The following is an 18,003-nucleotide window of genomic DNA, read 5'->3' on the forward strand; positions in this document are numbered from 1 at the left end:
ATGAATACGCGCTATCGGGCTGCTGAGACCAAAAGCAATGTGTTCGTCCATACGCTGAACGGCTCGGGACTTGCCGTAGTCCGCACGCTAGTCGCAGTCCTTGAAAATTATCAACAGGCGGATGGCAGTGTCATCATTCCGGATGCTTTGCTGCCTTACATGGGCGGTCTCACAAAATTGGAGGCAACAGCCTAATGCGTATATTGCTAACCAATGATGACGGGGTGAATGCGCCGGGTCTTAAGATGTTAGAGGCGATTGCCCGCACAATTAGTGATGATGTCTGGATTGTTGCGCCCGCCGAGGAAAATTCGGGTGCCGGCCATTCCCTTACCCTTACCAAGCCTGTGCGTATTCGCCAGCATGGGGATAAGCATTATTCGGTCGCGGGCACTCCCACGGATTCCGTTATGTTGGGCATTGGGGTCATCATGAAGGATATGAAGCCTGACCTGATTTTATCCGGCGTCAACCGGGGCGCCAATTTGGGGGATGACATCACCTATTCGGGAACGGTGTCTGCCGCGATGGAAGGGGCATTGGCAGGTATCCGGTCCATCGCGCTGAGCCAGGTGTATGGTAAAGAAGGCATGGCGGATGCTGTACCCTTTTCCGCGGCGGAGGCATGGGGCGAACGCGTGCTCCGGCCGCTGCTTGATATGCCATACACGCCGCGCACATTGACCAACATCAACTTCCCCCCGCTACTGCCGCAAGATGTAAAGGGTATCAAAGTCGCGCGCCAGGGTTTCCATGATTACAGTCGAGGGTCGATTGTTAAGGGTACTGATCCACGCGGCTATGATTATTATTGGTTTGGACTGCACGGCATGTTGCACACGCCGGGTCATAACACGGACCTCGAAGTACTGGAGGATGGCTATATAGCCGTTACGCCATTGCAACTTGATTTGACGCACCATGAATCTTTAGCCACATTGAATCAAATATATAGCGGCTAGGGGAGCGATCATGCGGTTACGGTTGATGGTGATAAGTTCAACCTTTGTATTAGCCGCTTGTGTTCCCCGCGCTGGCACTGATTATCGCGTGACCTCAGAGGTAGCGCCGGCCGCAGAGAGCAATTCGCAAATTGTTGCAGAACAGGATTTGGTTATTGAGCCTCCCAGTTGGGGCGCCGCAAATGTCGTGCGCAAAGCGCGGCTGCCATTATCGTTCTGTCCATTCAAATTCGGCGACGTGCATCGCGTTTGCCGTCGACCACCCTGTCTGAAATTCTGTGATTTGGCTACGCAGTGTATCTAACTGCGCGGGAAGCTGAGGCGGCAAAGGAACATGTGACGTTGCACACGCTGCCGCCGCGATCGCAATGAATGTTGCGTTGTCCGACGGAGGCCCCCATTGCTCAGCTTCAAAACATTCGACCAGACGTTCGGCCTGAAGCAGTTCAACTATATGTTGTTCGGGTTTCCCGGCGCGTGCAGCGCTCGCATGCCCCGCATTTTTTGCTATCGTCTGTATTTCTTCAAAGCCACATCTTTTGGCAATCATACCCCAAAAGGCATAATCCAAACCTAAGCCCTTCTCTACAAAGTAATGGATCGCATCATGTGAGGTAGGCCCCTTTTTCGGAAACACGGTTGCATTGGTTGAACCATTATCTCTGATGATGGACACGTTATCGTTCTGAAGATCTTTGGTGATTCTTATGATCATTGTTGTGCTTTATCGTGCGGCGTGGCGTTGTTCAATGCAGGCAATCCACACTGCCCGTGACAAGCCCGCCGAAACCCGCTATTCGGCCCGGCGTCATGGCAACAGTAATAAAAGCAGCGCCCAAGGTGGGCATGGTATCGCTTGGCTGCCCCAAGGCGCTGGTCGATAGCGAACGGATTCTCACGAAGCTGCGTGCTGACGGCTATGGCCTATCGCCAGATTATGCCGGCGCCGACGTTGTCCTAGTCAACACCTGTGGTTTTCTCGATTCTGCAAAGGAAGAGAGCCTGGAAGCAATTGGTGAGGCTATCGCTGAAAATGGCCGCGTTATAGTCACCGGTTGTATGGGAAATGAAGCTGATGTTATCCGCGCGCGCTTTCCTGATGTGCTGGCAATTACTGGCGCGCATCAATATGAAGCCGTTGTATCCGCCGTCCATGAAGCGGCGCCACCGACGCGCGGTGCGTTTGTAGATTTGGTTCCAGAAGGCGGATTAAAGCTCACGCCGCGGCATTACAGCTATCTCAAAATTTCCGAAGGCTGCAACCACAGCTGCGCCTTTTGTATCATTCCGTCGCTACGGGGAAAGCTTGCGAGCCGCCGGATAGATGCCGTATTGCGTGAAGCGGAAAAGCTTGTGTCTGCGGGCACCAAAGAGCTTCTGGTCATCTCACAAGACACCTCTGCTTATGGCGTCGACACGCGGCATGAACCGCGCGAGTGGAAGGGTCGCGAGGTACGTGCGCATATGACCGACTTGGCGCGCGAGCTCGGTAGTTTGCGAACCAGCGACGGTATAGCACCCTGGGTTCGACTGCATTATGTTTACCCTTATCCACATGTAGATAATGTCATTCCGCTGATGGCAGAGGGGTATTTGACGCCCTATCTGGACATTCCGTTCCAGCATGCTGCGCCCAATGTCCTGAAGGCGATGAAACGTCCCGCAAACGACGCCAAGGTGCTTGAGCGGATCCGCAACTGGCGCAGCATCGCGCCCAATATCGCGATCCGTTCAAGTTTTGTGGTCGGCTTTCCCGGCGAAACCGAAGCTGACTTTGAATATCTGCTCGATTGGCTTGATGAAGCGCAGCTTGATCGGGTGGGGGCGTTTCGCTTCGAACCTGTAGATGGGGCGCAGGCCAACAATTTGCCCAATCCAGTGCCGGAACAGGTCAAAGAAGAGCGGTTTCAACGCATCATGGCGAAAACCGCAGCGATCAGCGCGGCTAAGCTTGCCGCTAAGGTCGGACGCAGCATGCCTGTCATCATTGATGAAATTGGCGATCCTGACGAAGACAACAGCATTGGCGCCACCGGACGGTCGCAGGCTGATGCGCCCGAAATTGATGGCCATGTCTATCTGCGCGACGTCGCACCTTCATTGAAGGCCGGTGATATCGTCATGGTCAACATTGAAGATGCGGACCAACACGACCTTTTCGGGGTGGTTTCCTAATTATCTGCTTTTAGGCGGCAAGGGGAAAAAGCCCGATGTTCGCGCAACATAATCGGCATATTCGGGCCGTGTTTTCTTCATGCCTTTTTCCAGCAATGGCTTACCAGACCAGCGCGTAAGGGTGAAAGTCAGAAAGATCGGACCAATGATGCTGATCCATCCCGGCAGTCCGGTTTCGCAGGCGATGAGCCAAATACCCCACCACGTGCAAGCGTCGCCGAAATAATTGGGGTGGCGGGTGAAGCGCCACAATCCAGTATCAAGTACCTTACCTGTATTAGCCGGGTTAGCACGAAACGCATTGAGCTGGGCATCGCCGATGGTTTCGAACAATATGCCGATGATAGCGATGGTCGCGCCAAAAAATGCAAGCGGACCCAAAACAATACGGCTACCTTCGCTTGCCCAGATACCAAGCTGCGCCGGAAGGCAGGTGATGAACAGCAATGGGGCCTGTGTCAAAAACACCGACAGAAGCGATGTCTTACTCCAACTCCAACCCTTTTTCTCCATCACGCTGCCCATGATTTTTGCATAGCGCGGGTCCTCGCCATGCGCGCGCCAGCGCGTCCACAGATGCAGCGTGAGGCGAAGCCCCCACAAGGCGGTCAATCCAAGCAGTAAATGCGACCGTGCACCTGGGAACTCAGATTGCGCCCATGTTGCGCAGGCGAGAAGCACCATGCCAAATGCCCAAAATGCGTCAATGAATGACACATCCCTTATTTTGACCGAATAGGCCCACAACGCCAGTATGACGGCGAACAGCGCAGCCGCGTTTACAAGTATAGTCGAACCGAGATCAGTCATGCGTCATCGCTTGCAAATATCTCTGTCATGCCCTTTGCGGGGTGCTTTGGTCGCACTTTAGCGTATATTTTGGCGACCTCTGCCATATCCGCTTTATAATCGCCGGTAGGCCAGATGGCAGGTCCAAGCCCACCTGTTTTTGAACCATAATCCATCATGCCCAAGACTAAGGGCACGCCAGCGCCAACCGCGATATGGTAAAATCCTGTCTTCCAGGCTTTGACCGTTCCACGCGTGCCCTCTGGCGCGATGGTCAGCATGAATTCGTCGCGGCGGCCGAATTCTTCAATCATTTGCTGTACATAATTTTTGCTCGAAGTCCGGTCTACAGGAACACCGCCCATATCGAGCATGAAGTTTGTAAACGGCCAGCGGAAAAGGGATGTTTTCGCCATGAAATGCGGCTTGATACCTAAATCGTCGGTTAACCCAAGAAAATAGACAAAGTCCCAATTGCTGGAGTGCGGCGCTGCGATTAGGACGAATTTGCGTGGTTCTGGCACCACGCCATGCGCGCGCCACCCGCCGCTCTTATACATTCCGACCAGCACCCGCCTGAATAGCCGAGATAACCAGCTAGGCTGGCGTTCAGTCAACGACATTAGTATTTTCCTCCCCCATCCTAGCATAACGCCGTTGTAATGCATTTCAAACGGCTTGTTTCGCAAATACGCAACCGCTAGGCAATCGCTTGAACAAAAACCAACGCGGGAAATAACATGTCGCAACATGGGCACGGCGCCATTCCAGTCATCTCATCCACTGGATTGTTTACGCCATCTGATGTCATTACCAACGAAGAGCTGGTCACAAGCTTTAATGCCTATGCCGACCAATACAATGCAGCCAACCCCGACGCAGAACCACTGACGCATAGCTCAGTTGAGTTTGTGGAGAAGGCGAGTGGCATCAAGTCGCGGCACGTCATGGATAAACGCGCAATCGTAGACCCAGACATCATGGAGCCTCGTTATGCGGAGCGACCCAACGAGCAGATTTCGTTGATGGCCGAGATTGGTGTTGCTGCTTGTCGAGACGCCTTAGCACGTGCTGGTCGTGACATTGAGGATGTCGAAGCTGTGTTGTGCGCAGCGTCCAACATGCAACGGGCCTACCCGGCTATGGCGGTTGAAATCCAGCATGAATTGGGCATGCAGCGCGGCTTTGGCTTTGACATTAACGTGGCGTGCTCATCTGCTACCTTCGGTATTCAGACTGCTGCAGACTATATTCGCAGCGGAAACGCGCGCTCGGTTCTGGTGGTGAACCCTGAAATCACATCAGGGCATTTGAACTGGCGCGATCGGGATAGCCACTTCATTTTCGGTGATGTTGCAACTGCCATTTTGGTGGAAGCGAAGGACTTGGCGCCGGCTCAACATTGGGAAATTTTAGGCACGCGTTTGAAAACGCAGTTCTCGAACAATATCCGGAACAATTTCGGGTTCCTCAACCGCGCACATGGGCAGGGGGCGGTTGACCAAAGCGGACCGCGCAACGACAAGTTGTTTGTCCAGGAAGGCCGAAAAGTCTTCAAGGAAGTTGTGCCCATGGTTGGCCAAATGATACTGGAGCATGCTGAAAGCCTTGGGCTGTCGGGTTCAGATTTGCGCCGGCTGTGGTTGCATCAGGCGAACACGGGTATGAACCGGCTTATCGCCCAAAAAGTATTGGGGCATGAAGCGTGTGAGGACGAAAGCCCCACCGTGCTTGATACCTATGCCAACACCTCAAGTGCCGGGTCAATCATTGCGTTTCACAAGCATAATGAAGACCTTGCCGCAGGGGATGTTGGCTTAATATGCTCGTTCGGCGCGGGATATTCTGCGGGCTCGGTATTTGTGCGAAAAGTGGCTTAATCCATTGGGCTGCGGGTTTACGAGGTAAACCCGCTCGCCAGTTGACGTCAGTTACTAATTCTTTGCGCAAGCCGGTCTGGAATGGGTTGTTCAAGTCTATTTTGCTTACCCTACAAGTGCGCTGGCAGAGGCTTTGTGCTATTTAGTCGAGTATCATGGCCAGCAAGATATAAATCAGAATCGGCGAGCCAATACCAATAACCGTCGCGACGGCGAATATCAGGCGTATTATCAAGGCATCGATGCCTGTCCAGTTGGCAAGTCCTGCACATACGCCAAGAATTTTCTTGTTGCTTTTATCAAGTGTTAATCGTGACATTAAATTTCTCCCTAAGTTTCAAGCGCGGAACGTTAAGCAATGATCGCTGCATCAGGCGCAACAGCGGGTGCGACGCTAATGCCGATGGTGATGAAAGCGCAGATTATGGCTGCAAAAGCAGATAGAATTTGGGTGCGTGCATATTGGGACATCTTGAATTCCTTTTCGGGTTTCCGGACTACTCCGGCTATGCGGGGTACACTGCATGGAGCGTGCCAAAATGGACGCAACCCTTAAATATCGTATGTTATGGCATTTTTGATTGCTAACAAGCATTGGAATATTTTCACTTATTGGGAAATAACACTAATAATTGGGATGGGTAGATATCTATTACCGGCTTGACCAAAAATAGTCATGCTATAGCAGGCAAAGATTATGGCTTTGTCCCGACTTACTTTGCGTGATTTTCGCAATCATGGCATGCTAGAAATTCGTCCACAGGCCCAGTTTATCGCGCTTCATGGGGCCAATGGAGCCGGCAAAACGAATATTCTGGAGGCTATCTCACTTCTTGTGCCAGGTCGCGGGCTTCGCCGGGCCGCCATGTCTGATATGGTTAGAAATGCTGGACACGGGGGTTTTGCGATTGTCGCAGAGGTCGCCGGTAATATGATTGGTACCGGGGTCACCGCTGAGCAGCCTGAACGGCGCAAGGTGCGCGTGAATGAGAGCGATGCAGCAATTAACAGCCTTGGCGAGTGGTTGTCGGTGATTTGGCTAACGCCAACTATGGACAGACTGTTTGCAGATGGTGCTGCTGCAAGACGCAGGTTTTTCGACCGTTTGGTGCTCGCATTGATCCCCGACCATGCGCGACACAGCAGCCGCTATGAAAAGGCAATGCAGCAGCGGAACCGCCTCCTGTCGGGCGCTGTGCCGACCGATCCACTTTGGTTAGACGCCCTCGAAGCGCAAATGGCGGAGAGCGGGCGCGCTATTCAGGCTGCCCGCATTTGGGTTGTCCAAGCATTAAGCGAACAACTGCTTGCCACTCCATCCGGACCATTCGCTATGCCGCGGATTAATTTGGTCGATAAAGTTCCAACTGTAGACGGCGACCTGGGGTCTGTATGGCGCAAAGGACGCGGCCGTGATGCTGCTGCTGGGCGGACCTTGGCCGGTCCGCACCGTGCCGACTTAGAAGTCGTGCATAGCGCGTCAGGGCAGGTCGCTGAGCAATGCTCCACTGGCGAACAGAAAGCTTTGCTGCTGTCGCTTATATTGGCGCATGCGGCCCTTGTGTCCGCACAACGCGATGCACCGCCAATCTTGCTTTTGGATGAAATAGCGGCGCATCTGGACCCATCGAGACGGACCGCGCTTTTTGCCTTGCTGGAGGACACGGGCGCTCAGGTGTGGATGACGGGAACCGAGCCGGAATTGTTTCACGGCATCGGTCCATCCGCTCAGTTGCTTGCCATCGGGCAGTCTTAGGTCTTAACCGTCCTAACCAGCCTTGGTAACTTTTTTAGCCACGGCCTTTTTCTTTGGCGGTTTGGGTTTTACCGTCTTGGGAGCGGCAGGCGTAACCTCAAACGCCGGTTCATTGTCCTTGATACGCACGGCCACCTCGCCGCCATGCACAAGCTTGCCAAACAATAACTCTTCCGCAAGCGGCTGCTTGATCTTCTCTTGGATCAACCGACCCATCGGGCGCGCGCCGTATAGCTTGTCATAACCACGTTCCGTCAACCATGCCCGCGCTTCGTCATCGAGCTTGATGTGCACATTCTGGTCAGCAAGTTGCAGTTCCAGTTGCAGAATGAACTTATCGACAACGCGCGCAACAACTTCTGGCGGCAAATATGAAAATGGCACTGTCGCATCGAGACGATTGCGGAATTCTGGCGCAAACATCTTCTTGACGGCTTCGTCGCCGGCATCTTCCTTGCTGATGTTGTTGCCGAAACCGATGCCCTCTTTAGCCATATCGCTGGCACCTGCATTGGTGGTCATGATCAATATGACATTACGGAAGTCGACAGTCTTACCGTGATGGTCGGTTAGGCGGCCATTATCCATCACCTGCAACAATATGTTGAACAGATCAGGATGCGCTTTTTCGATTTCGTCGAGCAACAACACGCTGTGCGGGCTTTGGTCAACGGCATCGGTCAGAAGCCCGCCTTGGTCAAACCCAACATATCCCGGGGGGGCACCAATCAGGCGGCTGACGCTGTGGCGCTCCATATATTCCGACATATCAAAACGCTTCAGCGGAATGCCAAGTATGGATGCAAGTTGCCGTGCGACCTCGGTTTTGCCGACGCCTGTTGGGCCGCTGAACAAATAGCTGCCAATAGGCTTTTCGGTGTCACGCAGACCTGCACGGCTAAGCTTTATGGCGCTCGCCAATACACCAATGGCCTTGTCCTGCCCGAACACGACGCGCTTAAGGTCTGCTTCAAGTGTGCCAAGCGCAGTCTTGTCGTCGCTCGAGACCTGCTTTGGCGGGATTCGCGCGATAGTGGCAATAACAGCCTCGATTTCGCGCGCTGTAATCAGCTTGCGCCGCTTTGAAGGGGCAACAAGCATTTGCATGGCGCCAACCTCATCAATCACGTCGATGGCCTTATCTGGCTGCTTACGGTCGTTGATATAGCGAGAGGATAGCTCCACAGCGGCCTTGATAGCATCAGGAGTGTATTTTACCTTATGATGCGCTTCAAATGCACTGCGCAAACCAGCAAGGATTTTGATCGTGTCCTCAATGCTTGGTTCGTTGACATCAATCTTCTGGAAACGGCGCAGCAACGCGCGGTCCTTTTCGAAATGATTGCGGAATTCCTTATAGGTGGTCGACCCGATGCAACGGATAGTTCCGCCAGACAATGCAGGCTTCAGCAAGTTCGACGCGTCCATGGCCCCGCCGCTTGTGGCACCAGCGCCGATTACAGTGTGAATTTCGTCGATAAACAAAATCGCATCTGGCAATTTCTCAAGTTCGGAGACGACAGCTTTCAACCGTTCTTCGAAGTCACCACGATACCGTGTGCCCGCGAGCAACGCACCCATGTCGAGCGAGTAAATGACAGCAGGCAGTAAGACCTCAGGAACCTGGTTCTCAACGATGCGACGGGCCAAACCTTCTGCAATCGCGGTCTTACCGACGCCTGGTTCGCCAACATAAAGCGGGTTGTTCTTAGACCGACGGCACAGGATCTGAACCGTGCGGTCAACTTCGGCGGTGCGCCCGATCAACGGGTCAATGCGGCCCTGTTTCGCTTTTTCATTCAGGTTGACGGTGAACTGGTCAAGCGCGCCTTCCTTCTTATCCTTTTTCGACTTGGTGTCTTCAGGCTCTTCGCTCTTGGGTTCGGTGCCACTGACTTGGCGCGGTTCGGCCAGCTTGCCATCCTTGCCAATCCCGTGACTGATAAAAGAAACGGCATCGAGCCGGCTCATATCCTGCTGTTGCAGGAAATATACGGCATAGCTCTCGCGTTCGGAGAACAATGCGACCAGCACATTTGCGCCAGTAACGACATCCTTGCCCGAGCTTTGGACATGAAGAATGGCGCGCTGGACTACACGTTGGAACCCGCTTGTCGGCGACGGGTCGACCTTGCCTTCGACACGCAAGCTTTCCAGCTCAGTGTCCAGGTAAGTGATAATGATGTCCGAAAGCTCGCCCACATCGACACCGCAGGCCTGCATAACCTTGGCTGCATCGGCATCGTCTATCAGCGCCAAAAGGAGATGCTCGAGCGTCGCATATTCATGCGCGCGGTCGCCAGCATGTTTCAACGCGTTGTGAAGGGTTGCTTCCAGCGACTCCGCAAATGATGGCATATTTTCGTCTCCTTGGAATTGAGTCGCTGTATCGATTATTCTCTATATCGGGGCGGCCTTCAGTGCTTTCAAGCGTGTTAAGTTAGATAACGGTTCGGTGCCCAGCTTTGATAACATCGCTGCGCTATAATTCACTTCTTGAACAGCGCGTCAGCGACGCTGCGGTGCTTGCTTGCAAACGCAATTTTGCCTTCGCAACGGGCGATTTCAGCTCTCAGTGTCGCGATGCGGGCTTCGAGTTCCGCCACGGAAAGGGCGTCAATATCCTGTTTGACAATATTGGCCAAAGGGTCGTCGCGGCGGAGCGGCAAATTATCATCGATATCCATGCCGCATATTTTACCCAACAGCAGTTGCTGTCAATATGAAGCTTCCTTAGAAGGACCGAAATTCATCGGGGATATGTTGCGCATGGCAAAGCTACCAGAGTTAATGACTGCAATCGAAATTTCGACGCCAGGCGGACCCGAGGTGCTGATTGCATCGCATCGACCTTTGCCAGTGCCCCGCCCAAGAGAGGTGCTGTTGAAAGTAGCCTATGCCGGTGTAAACCGGCCGGACGTAATCCAACGCAAAGGGCTTTATCCTGCACCCGCCGGCGCGAGCGACCTACCCGGTCTTGAAGTGTCCGGCACAGTTGTGGCGGTTGGCGACGAAGTTGACCCGACTGTGATTGGTTCGCGTTATTGCGCTTTAGTATCGGGCGGTGGGTATGCGGAATATTGTCTGGCCCGCATGGACGTCTGTTTGCCGGTGCCAGCGGGTATGGAGATGGTGGAAGCAGCGGCGCTGCCTGAAACCCTGTTCACAGTGTGGCATAATGTCTTTGAGCGGGGTTTTGCTGCTCCTGGTGAAGCTATACTGGTTCACGGCGGCACCAGCGGCATTGGCACAATGGCCATAAAACTAGGTAAACTGTTCGGCCTAACTGTGATTGTGACCTGTGGTTCGGACGACAAATGTGTCGCTGCGATAAAAATCGGTGCCGATCACGCAATCAATTACAACAGTTCGGAATTTGTCGAGGGCGTCAAAGCAATCACTAATGGCGAGGGCGTTCACCTCGTGCTTGATATGGTCGCGGGCGGATATGTATCGCGTAACTTGCAATGCCTGCGTGAAGATGGGCGGCATGTGACCATCGCGGTGCAGGGCGGAATGACCGCCGAAATCAACATGGCCTATGTCATGTCCCGCCGTTTGATGCTCACGGGGTCAACGCTTCGTCCGCGGACGGCGGAGTTCAAGGCATTGCTGGCGCAAGAAATATCAGCAACGGTCTGGCCAATGGTTTGCGATGGCGCGCTTCGCCCGGAAATGGACAAAATTTTCCCGCTAGCCGAGGCGGCTGCTGCGCATAGCTATATGGAATCAGGTGCACATGTCGGGAAAATCATGCTGGCGGTTTAAGCCGAAGCGAGCACCTCACGACTGGGTCTTGTCCGATGGCAAGCCCTCCAGCCAAGCCTTTACATCAGCAGCGCTTTTCTCGGGAATCTCCTCCATCGGGATATGCCCAACTGCGGGGTAAATGATCAGCCTAGCTTGCGGCATGGCGTCCGCAAACCACTGGGCAGCACTTACTGGGATCAAATTGTCTTCAGCCCCCCATAAAATCAAAACCGGCACTTTGATTCCCGCAAGACGCTCTTTTGTGCCGGGCGTCATGCTCTTGAAGTTGGCGAACCGTTGCATCGTCGCTTCGCGGTTGCCGGGGTATCGGTTGAGTTCCGAGTATCGATCAATAAGCTTGTCATCAATTTTGGACTGCACGCTCATGGACGTTTTGACGCTTGATTCAAAAATGCTTCGTGGAGCGATGAAACGTGCGGCTTCTTTGAGAATTGGCATGCGCATCAGGCGAAAGCCAAGAGGCGTGTTCCCGGATTTTGCATAAGGTTGCCCGCTTGCATCGACGAGCAGCATGGCATCAATTTTTTCGGGATGCGTAAGTGTATACAGCCAAGTAACGCCGCCGCCCATCGAATTACCGCCGATGACGGCTTTATTGATTTTTAGTTTTACCAACAGGCGGTCAACCACGCTGACATAAGATGCATTGTCGTAGACGCCCGCTGGATTTTTGCCGGTCAGGCCGTGGCCCGGAAGATCCATTGAAATTACGCGATAATCCTTACCGAGAGTTTTGACCCATGGCTCCCATGTGTGCAACGATGCATTTGAACCGTGAATGAGGACGAGAACGCGCCCATCGGCTTTGCCTTCATCGCGATAATGCACACGCAGGCCAGGCTCTAACTCAGCAAAGCGCGACGCAGCGCTGCTATATTTACGCTCCATCTTTGCGGCATCTGTGTCGGGCGCATAACCCCAGACAAAGATCCCGGCGACTGCAGCCAGCAACAGGATGACAAGCCATTTGATTAGACGTTTCATATCTTCCCCCAAAACTCTTGCTCGGGAATGCACATGTGGCGGTAAGCGCGCAAGTCCCAATACGCATTGCCGCTTGCCGATGCAGCAAAGTTCGCCTAACAAAGCTCCCAACACATTCAGGCCGTTCCGTAAGGGGCGGCCCTTATTATTGGAGCAAATGACATGGCCACCCCTTTGATGCCACATGCGACCGCCGCTTGGCTGGTCGACAACACAGGTTTGAGCTTCTCACAAATTGCTGACTTTTGTGGAATTCATATCCTCGAAGTGCAGGCGATGGCCGACGAAATGACTGGCTCGAAATATACGGGTCGGGATCCCGTGCACGCCGGTGAATTGGCGATGGAAGAAATTGAAAAGGGACAGGCAGATGAGGATTATGTTCTCAAAATGTCGAAGGGTCCGGATCAGGTCCGTCGCACAAAGGGCCCGCGCTATACGCCAGTATCAAAGCGTCAGGACAAGCCAGACGGCATCGCTTGGCTTCTGCGCAACCACCCCGAAATTTCGGATGGCGCAATCTGCAAGTTGATCGGTACGACGCGCAATACAATTGCGGCCATTCGTGAACGTAGCCACTGGAACATCGCTGAAATTCAGGCGAAAGATCCGGTCACGCTTGGCCTAACTTCGCAGCGTGAGCTTGACGCCATTGTTAACCGTGCCGCGAAGAAGGCTGGTATCGATAACACTGCCGCTAATGATGCACGTCTTGGAACAGATCGCGATGCGTTGATCGAAGAACTCCGCGCTGAGCGTACTGAGGCTGCGCGTCGCGCCGAAGCTGCGTTGAATGGTGAAGACGAAAATGTGGGCAAGGCAGAATTGACCGCCGACACATTATTCAAAAAAGCAGGCGAATAATCGTCACGCCATCATTGCCTTAATTGGTTGATTAAGGCACGGCGGAGGGATGGCATCTAACACACCCCCCGCGTATGACGCGTCGCTAGCCGACCACGGATTTGAAGCAAAAGAGCTAAAAGGGCTTACATATCCTTTGGGCGAGCATGCCCCGCAATATGGTGAAATATACCCGATTGCGCCCGACATGGGCTGGACGCGTATGCCGGTTCCAGGCAATTTAGCACATATCAATCTATGGCTGCTGGATGAAGCCGATGGCGGATATGCCATTGCGGATACCGGGTTGTTCATGCCGCCAACCATCGAAATGTGGAAGGCGATGTTTGCAGGCGCATTGGCTGACCGAGAGCTAAAGCGAATCTTTGTGACGCACTTCCATCCCGATCATGTCGGTTGTGCTGGCTGGTTGGCGAACAAGTTCAAGGTTCCAATCTGGATGAACCGGACCGAATGGTTGATGGCGCGGATGTTGATCGCTGAACAGCTAGAGCATCCTCCAGAAGACGTCCTCAGCAACCGGCGATTCTCAGGCTATGACGAACAGCGTATCGACACGTTGCGTCAAGCTGGCTGGGGGGGTTTTGCGCGCGCAGTGTCGCGGCTGCCCACTGGACATGTGCGCATGGACGATGGGCAAGTCATTCGGGTCGGTCAACGCGATTGGACGGTAATGACGGGTGGTGGGCACACGCCCGAACATGCGAGCCTTGTGGATTTTACCAACAACATGATCATCGCGGGTGACCAGATTTTGCCGCGCATTACATCCAATGTGTCGGTCATGGATAGCGAGCCGGAGGCCGACCCGCTGGGTGAATGGCTGGCATCGATTGCAAAATTCCGGGAGGCGTTGCCTGCAGATATGCTCGTTTTACCAGCGCATGGGCAACCTTTTACGGGCGTGCATGTCCGATTGGACAAGCTTGCATCTGGACATCACGAACGACTTGACCGACTTGAGTTGGAACTGCGTACAACCGAAATGCGTGCCGTCGATACGTTCACTCTCTTATTCGAACGCGAAATTGACGATACTGTTTACGGGCTCGCGACAGGCGAGGCGCAAGCACATTTGCGGCATTTGCATTTTGCGGGACGGATAAAATGTGAAATCCACGATGGCGTTGGCTGGTATCACGCGGCATGATCTGGGCATGACGCAGAGTATCTGGAACCGTAATTATTTGCATCCCGTCAAATGGGATCAGCAATTTCCCGCATTGGCGCTGCACGATATGTTTTTCCAATCGGCAGAACGCATGGGCCGTGCGGCGATGGTAGATTTCATGGGCCGCAAATATAGCTATGCCGAAATGGCAGCAACTGTCCGGCGGGTTGCGCGCGGACTGCAAGACAAAGGTATTGGCAAGGGCGACCAAATTGGCCTCTTCCTGCCCAATGTGCCGCAATATATCGCGGCGTATTACGGGGCGCTGGCCGCAGGGGCGACGGTGGTCAATTTCTCACCGCTATACACAGTTGACGAACTGGCGCATCAGGTAGCCGACAGCGGCACGTCGATCCTGATCACGGTGTCGGCGGCTGCTTTGCTGCCTACCGCCATGAAGGTGTTAGACAATAGCAGCCTTAAAGAACTTATTGTAGGAAGCGTATCTGAGGCCCTGCCAAAGGCCAAAGGCTGGGCCTACCGGTTGTTCAAACGGAACGAAATTGCCGCGCTTCCTTCGGACAGCCGCGTTTCGTCCTATGCGGAATTGATAGCCAATATTGGCGATTATGCGGTTCAGCATTGCACGCCTGAAAAAGACATCGCGCAGTTGCAATATACCGGCGGAACCAAAGGCACGCCGAAAGGCGCCATGCTAAGCCATCAGAATATAACCGCCAACGCTCGGCAAATTAACATGCTTGACCCCTATAGCCGAAACAATCAGCCTAACGAACCATTGGACGACCGTATCCTTGGCGTGCTGCCTTTTTCCATGTTTTCGCAAATGCGACTGTTTTGAACCGTACAGTTGAAAATGGCGGCGAAATTGTGATGCTTCCCCGATTTGAGGCAAAAGCTGCTTTGGCGGCTATCACGCGGACTAATGTGACATCACTTCCGGGCGTGCCAACAATGTATCAGGCTTTGCTGGACTGCCCTGACCTCGGAAAAACTGACTTCACGAGTTTGCGCGCCTGCATATCTGGCGGCGCGCCATTGGCGGCTGAATTGAAAGAGCGATTTGAAAAGCTTACTGGAGCTGTAGTGATTGAAGGCTATGGCTTGACCGAAAGCTCTGGCGTCGTGTCCTGCAATCCATATGAAGGCAGAAACAAGATTGGCAGTATCGGGCAACCTGTGCCCGGAACCAATATCAAACTTGTCGATAAGGAAGACCCAAGCAAGCCGGCACCCAAAGGCGAACCCGGCGAACTAACATTTTCGGGTCCGCAGGTCATGTGCGGCTATTGGAACCGGCCTGATGCCGATGCTGAGGTGTTTCTTGGCACATATCTCCGCACGGGTGACGTTGCGATGATTGACGATGACGGCTTCATCCATATCGTAGACCGATTGAAGGATATGATTGCTGTCGGCGGGTTCAAGGTATTCCCAAGTCAGGTCGAAGACATTCTCTATAAGCATCCTGCGGTTAAGGAGGCCCTCGTCATTGGCGTCGCTGATGCATATCTCGGCGAGATACCGCGCGCGTTCGTTACTTTGCAGGACGGTGCTACCCAAGATGGCGCGGCGCTTGCCGTTTGGCTCAACCCGAAGCTTGGCAAGCATGAGCGTGTCCAAGGCGTCACTGTTATGGATAATTTGCCAAAAACGATGATCGGTAAGCTTGACCGTAAGGCGTTGCGGTTGGCGGTAGGGTCTTAAGCGTTCGGCGGCGATGGAAAGCGATCTCGCCGTCATCCGCAAGATTATCCATGTCGATATGGATGCGTTTTACGCCAGTGTGGAACAGCGCGATAACCCCGACCTGCGCGGTAAGCCGGTAGCTGTCGGTGGCTCGTCCAAACGTGGCGTTGTCGCCGCAGCGAGTTACGAGGCCCGGGCGTTTGGTGTGCGCTCAGCTATGCCTTCGGTGACAGCGCAGCGGCAGTGCCCCGACCTTATTTTCGTTAAACCAAGGTTTGAGGCTTACAAAGCTGTCTCGCAGCAAATCCGGGACATATTTGCGCGACACACGGACCTGATTCAACCGCTATCGCTTGATGAGGCTTATCTTGATGTTACCCATGACAAGCAAGGCATTGGATCGGCGGTGCAGGTGGCAAAGGCTATCCGCGCGGCTATTCGCGAAGAAACCGGCCTAACCGCCAGTGCGGGCGTAAGTTACAACAAATTTATCGCCAAGCTGGCGAGCGACCAGAATAAGCCAGATGGTATGTGCGTCATCCTGCCAGACCAGGGCGCGGACTTTGTTGCCAGCTTGCCGGTCCGCCGCTTCCATGGTGTCGGTCCCCGTACCGCCGAGAAAATGGCAAAGCTTGGCGTGAACAGCGGCGCTGACCTAGCGCAAAAGGATGAAGCTTGGCTGGCGCAGCATTTTGGCAGTTGGGGCAGCTATCTCTTCTGGGCAGCGCGGGGTGTCGATCATCGCCCGGTAAATGCAAACGCGGTGCGCAAATCCATCGGTGCAGAAAGTACGTATTCTGAAGATAAACGCAGTGAAACCGAACTTCGCGCTGCATTGGACGAAATTGTCGACATTGTTTGGGACCGCATCGATCGCCACCAGGTGCAGGGCCGGACTTTGGTGCTTAAGGCGCGCTATTCGGACTTTCGTACAGTGACCCGGTCGCGCACCACGGGCCAATTAATTGCGGACCGCAGAGCTGTTGCGCAGCTTGGCCATGTGCTGCTGAATCAGATTTTACCAGTTGAAATGGGGGTCCGGCTACTTGGCTTGACGCTGTATGGCCTCGTGGACCAAAACAATGCGGCCATTGATGGAACACCCCAAGGGCGCTTTACATTTGATTGAAAATTGAAATAATCTGTCATATATCATAAAACTGTTATGCACATGTAATACAGGAACTGATATGGCCCGCCCCCATACTGATATTGAAGCCGGACGAAATGCGCTGCTTGAGGTGGTAGACGATTTGGTCCGCAAGCGCGGCGCCGTAGACATCTCCATGACAGATTTGGCTGCGGCTGCAGGCATGTCTGCGTCCAACCTGTATCGATTTTTCGACAACAAAGAAGCTTTGCTTGAGGCTGTAGCCGAACGTTTCTTTGCCGAAAAAATACGGATCATGGTCGAAGTTACGGAATCCGACTTGCCGGTTCGCGACAAAATGTACCAATATTTTGCACGACGTTATCTGGCGAATGTCGAACAATATGAGTCGGAGCCTGACCTGCTGAAAAGTTACCTTGAAATTGGCCAACAATATTTTGAGGTTGTCCGCGGCTATGTGGATCTGGGAGATCATTATCTCTCCCTGATTGTCGCAGAAGCTATGGAGCAGGGTTATTTTGAAGGCCTTTCGATTGATGAGGCAGTGTCACTCATCAACCAGATGGTGCAGTGTTACACCAACCCGGACGCGCTTTTTTACGTTGGCACGATTAAGTTGAGGGTCGAGAAGCTTGCAACGATTGTTGAGACAATTTTTCTTGGGCTAGGCAAAAAATCGTCGGCGCAAAAGCTTGGTCAAACGCAAATCAAGATCGTTTCGTAACCGGGCAGATAGCTCTGCTGTCTGGCAAACGCCCACCTGTGCCGCAACAAAACTCAAGTCTAGCATGCCCCAAAAAGCCCGGCTAGATTTGTACCTACCTCTGAAGCGCATAATCACTTTTACAATGTCACAGCGCTGATTTAAGCACATGATTAAATCAGAGGGG

16 protein-coding genes and 2 pseudogenes are annotated in these 18,003 nt (G+C 53.4%); 11 read left to right on the top strand and 7 right to left on the bottom strand.

Features of this window, described 5'->3' with window-relative positions; translation table 11 throughout:
* Both QE270_RS03250 and surE read left to right on the top strand, forming a co-directional pair.
* A pseudogene (locus tag QE270_RS03250) lies at window positions 1-195 on the top strand (serine--tRNA ligase); the annotation flags it as partial.
* Entirely contained in the window at window positions 195-962 is a 768-nt protein-coding gene (gene surE, locus QE270_RS03255; protein WP_300035097.1) for a 5'/3'-nucleotidase SurE, read from the top strand. The pseudogene QE270_RS03250 and the gene surE, both read left to right, overlap by 1 nt.
* A 208-nt stretch (window positions 963-1,170) precedes the next feature.
* On the opposite strand, the gene QE270_RS03260 is transcribed toward surE, so the two are convergent.
* Window positions 1,171-1,677 (bottom strand): hypothetical protein, encoded by a 507-nt coding sequence (locus QE270_RS03260; protein ID WP_300035099.1) that lies wholly within the window; start codon window positions 1,675-1,677, stop codon window positions 1,171-1,173.
* A 95-nt stretch (window positions 1,678-1,772) separates the two neighbouring features.
* Between QE270_RS03260 and rimO the strand changes: the two genes are divergently transcribed.
* Window positions 1,773-3,137, top strand: coding sequence for a 30S ribosomal protein S12 methylthiotransferase RimO (gene rimO, locus QE270_RS03265; protein WP_300035101.1), 1,365 nt, complete (start codon window positions 1,773-1,775; stop codon window positions 3,135-3,137).
* Here rimO and QE270_RS03270 read toward each other — a convergent pair whose 3' ends face one another.
* Both QE270_RS03270 and QE270_RS03275 read right to left on the bottom strand, forming a co-directional pair.
* Complete coding sequence (locus tag QE270_RS03270) at window positions 3,138-3,947, bottom strand: DUF1295 domain-containing protein (protein ID WP_300035104.1); 810 nt, start codon at window positions 3,945-3,947, stop codon at window positions 3,138-3,140.
* Window positions 3,944-4,549 carry a lysophospholipid acyltransferase family protein gene (locus tag QE270_RS03275; RefSeq protein WP_300035107.1) on the bottom strand — a complete coding sequence of 202 codons (606 nt, stop codon included), beginning with the start codon at window positions 4,547-4,549 and terminating at the stop codon, window positions 3,944-3,946. Before QE270_RS03275 ends, QE270_RS03270 begins: the two co-directional genes overlap by 4 nt.
* 117 nt (window positions 4,550-4,666) lie before the next feature.
* Between QE270_RS03275 and QE270_RS03280 the strand changes: the two genes are divergently transcribed.
* Entirely contained in the window at window positions 4,667-5,806 is a 1,140-nt protein-coding gene (locus QE270_RS03280) for a beta-ketoacyl-ACP synthase III (RefSeq protein WP_300035111.1), read from the top strand.
* Window positions 5,807-5,948: 142 nt separating this feature from the next.
* On the opposite strand, the gene QE270_RS03285 is transcribed toward QE270_RS03280, so the two are convergent.
* The gene (locus tag QE270_RS03285; RefSeq protein ID WP_300035114.1) at window positions 5,949-6,125 is read right to left on the bottom strand and encodes a PspC domain-containing protein; all 177 of its coding nucleotides are present in this window, start codon (window positions 6,123-6,125) and stop codon (window positions 5,949-5,951) included.
* A gap of 378 nt (window positions 6,126-6,503) precedes the next feature.
* Between QE270_RS03285 and recF the strand changes: the two genes are divergently transcribed.
* Window positions 6,504-7,562, top strand: coding sequence for a DNA replication/repair protein RecF (gene recF / locus QE270_RS03290; RefSeq protein ID WP_300035117.1), 1,059 nt, complete (start codon window positions 6,504-6,506; stop codon window positions 7,560-7,562).
* Window positions 7,563-7,574: 12 nt separating this feature from the next.
* Here the strand turns inward: recF and clpA are convergent, their stop codons facing one another.
* Complete coding sequence (gene clpA, locus QE270_RS03295; RefSeq protein ID WP_300035120.1) at window positions 7,575-9,920, bottom strand: ATP-dependent Clp protease ATP-binding subunit ClpA; 2,346 nt, start codon at window positions 9,918-9,920, stop codon at window positions 7,575-7,577.
* 131 nt (window positions 9,921-10,051) lie between these two features.
* Window positions 10,052-10,249 carry a DUF1192 domain-containing protein gene (locus QE270_RS03300; RefSeq protein ID WP_300035125.1) on the bottom strand — a complete coding sequence of 66 codons (198 nt, stop codon included), beginning with the start codon at window positions 10,247-10,249 and terminating at the stop codon, window positions 10,052-10,054.
* A gap of 82 nt (window positions 10,250-10,331) precedes the next feature.
* On the opposite strand from QE270_RS03300, the gene QE270_RS03305 reads away from it, so the two are divergent.
* Entirely contained in the window at window positions 10,332-11,330 is a 999-nt protein-coding gene (locus QE270_RS03305) for an NAD(P)H-quinone oxidoreductase (protein WP_300035128.1), read from the top strand.
* 15 nt (window positions 11,331-11,345) lie between these two features.
* On the opposite strand, the gene QE270_RS03310 is transcribed toward QE270_RS03305, so the two are convergent.
* Window positions 11,346-12,317: an alpha/beta hydrolase gene (locus tag QE270_RS03310; RefSeq protein WP_300035131.1), complete on the bottom strand. Its 972-nt coding sequence runs from the start codon at window positions 12,315-12,317 to the stop codon at window positions 11,346-11,348.
* 162 nt (window positions 12,318-12,479) lie between these two features.
* Here QE270_RS03310 and QE270_RS03315 point away from each other — a divergent pair, with 162 nt between their 5' ends.
* From QE270_RS03315 to QE270_RS03335, 5 genes and pseudogenes are all read left to right on the top strand, one after another.
* Window positions 12,480-13,181, top strand: coding sequence for a DUF1013 domain-containing protein (locus tag QE270_RS03315; protein ID WP_300035134.1), 702 nt, complete (start codon window positions 12,480-12,482; stop codon window positions 13,179-13,181).
* 49 nt (window positions 13,182-13,230) lie between these two features.
* On the top strand, window positions 13,231-14,331 hold the full coding sequence (locus QE270_RS03320; protein ID WP_300035137.1) for an MBL fold metallo-hydrolase: 1,101 nt from the start codon (window positions 13,231-13,233) through the stop codon (window positions 14,329-14,331).
* A 1-nt stretch (window position 14,332) separates the two neighbouring features.
* A pseudogene (locus QE270_RS03325) lies at window positions 14,333-16,020 on the top strand (AMP-binding protein).
* Between the two features lie 13 nt (window positions 16,021-16,033).
* Window positions 16,034-17,131 (top strand): DNA polymerase IV, encoded by a 1,098-nt coding sequence (gene dinB, locus QE270_RS03330; RefSeq protein ID WP_300035140.1) that lies wholly within the window; start codon window positions 16,034-16,036, stop codon window positions 17,129-17,131.
* Between the two features lie 61 nt (window positions 17,132-17,192).
* Window positions 17,193-17,837, top strand: coding sequence for a TetR family transcriptional regulator (locus QE270_RS03335; protein WP_300035143.1), 645 nt, complete (start codon window positions 17,193-17,195; stop codon window positions 17,835-17,837).
* Window positions 17,838-18,003: the final 166 nt, after the last annotated feature.

The organism is Sphingorhabdus sp. (assembly GCF_029865925.1).
Classification (GTDB): domain Bacteria; phylum Pseudomonadota; class Alphaproteobacteria; order Sphingomonadales; family Sphingomonadaceae; genus Sphingorhabdus_B.

Excerpts from the sequence above, each read along its gene's own strand:
- surE (WP_300035097.1), top strand. The coding sequence starts at position 195 with ATGCGTATATTGCTAACCAATGATGACGGGGTGAATGCGCCGGGTCTT.
- QE270_RS03260 (WP_300035099.1), bottom strand. The coding sequence starts at position 1,677 with ATGATCATAAGAATCACCAAAGATCTTCAGAACGATAACGTGTCCATC.
- rimO (WP_300035101.1), top strand. The coding sequence starts at position 1,773 with ATGGCAACAGTAATAAAAGCAGCGCCCAAGGTGGGCATGGTATCGCTT.
- QE270_RS03270 (WP_300035104.1), bottom strand. The coding sequence starts at position 3,947 with ATGACTGATCTCGGTTCGACTATACTTGTAAACGCGGCTGCGCTGTTC.
- QE270_RS03275 (WP_300035107.1), bottom strand. The coding sequence starts at position 4,549 with ATGTCGTTGACTGAACGCCAGCCTAGCTGGTTATCTCGGCTATTCAGG.
- QE270_RS03280 (WP_300035111.1), top strand. The coding sequence starts at position 4,667 with ATGTCGCAACATGGGCACGGCGCCATTCCAGTCATCTCATCCACTGGA.
- QE270_RS03285 (WP_300035114.1), bottom strand. The coding sequence starts at position 6,125 with ATGTCACGATTAACACTTGATAAAAGCAACAAGAAAATTCTTGGCGTA.
- recF (WP_300035117.1), top strand. The coding sequence starts at position 6,504 with ATGGCTTTGTCCCGACTTACTTTGCGTGATTTTCGCAATCATGGCATG.
- clpA (WP_300035120.1), bottom strand. The coding sequence starts at position 9,920 with ATGCCATCATTTGCGGAGTCGCTGGAAGCAACCCTTCACAACGCGTTG.
- QE270_RS03300 (WP_300035125.1), bottom strand. The coding sequence starts at position 10,249 with ATGGATATCGATGATAATTTGCCGCTCCGCCGCGACGACCCTTTGGCC.
- QE270_RS03305 (WP_300035128.1), top strand. The coding sequence starts at position 10,332 with ATGGCAAAGCTACCAGAGTTAATGACTGCAATCGAAATTTCGACGCCA.
- QE270_RS03310 (WP_300035131.1), bottom strand. The coding sequence starts at position 12,317 with ATGAAACGTCTAATCAAATGGCTTGTCATCCTGTTGCTGGCTGCAGTC.
- QE270_RS03315 (WP_300035134.1), top strand. The coding sequence starts at position 12,480 with ATGGCCACCCCTTTGATGCCACATGCGACCGCCGCTTGGCTGGTCGAC.
- QE270_RS03320 (WP_300035137.1), top strand. The coding sequence starts at position 13,231 with ATGGCATCTAACACACCCCCCGCGTATGACGCGTCGCTAGCCGACCAC.
- dinB (WP_300035140.1), top strand. The coding sequence starts at position 16,034 with ATGGAAAGCGATCTCGCCGTCATCCGCAAGATTATCCATGTCGATATG.
- QE270_RS03335 (WP_300035143.1), top strand. The coding sequence starts at position 17,193 with ATGGCCCGCCCCCATACTGATATTGAAGCCGGACGAAATGCGCTGCTT.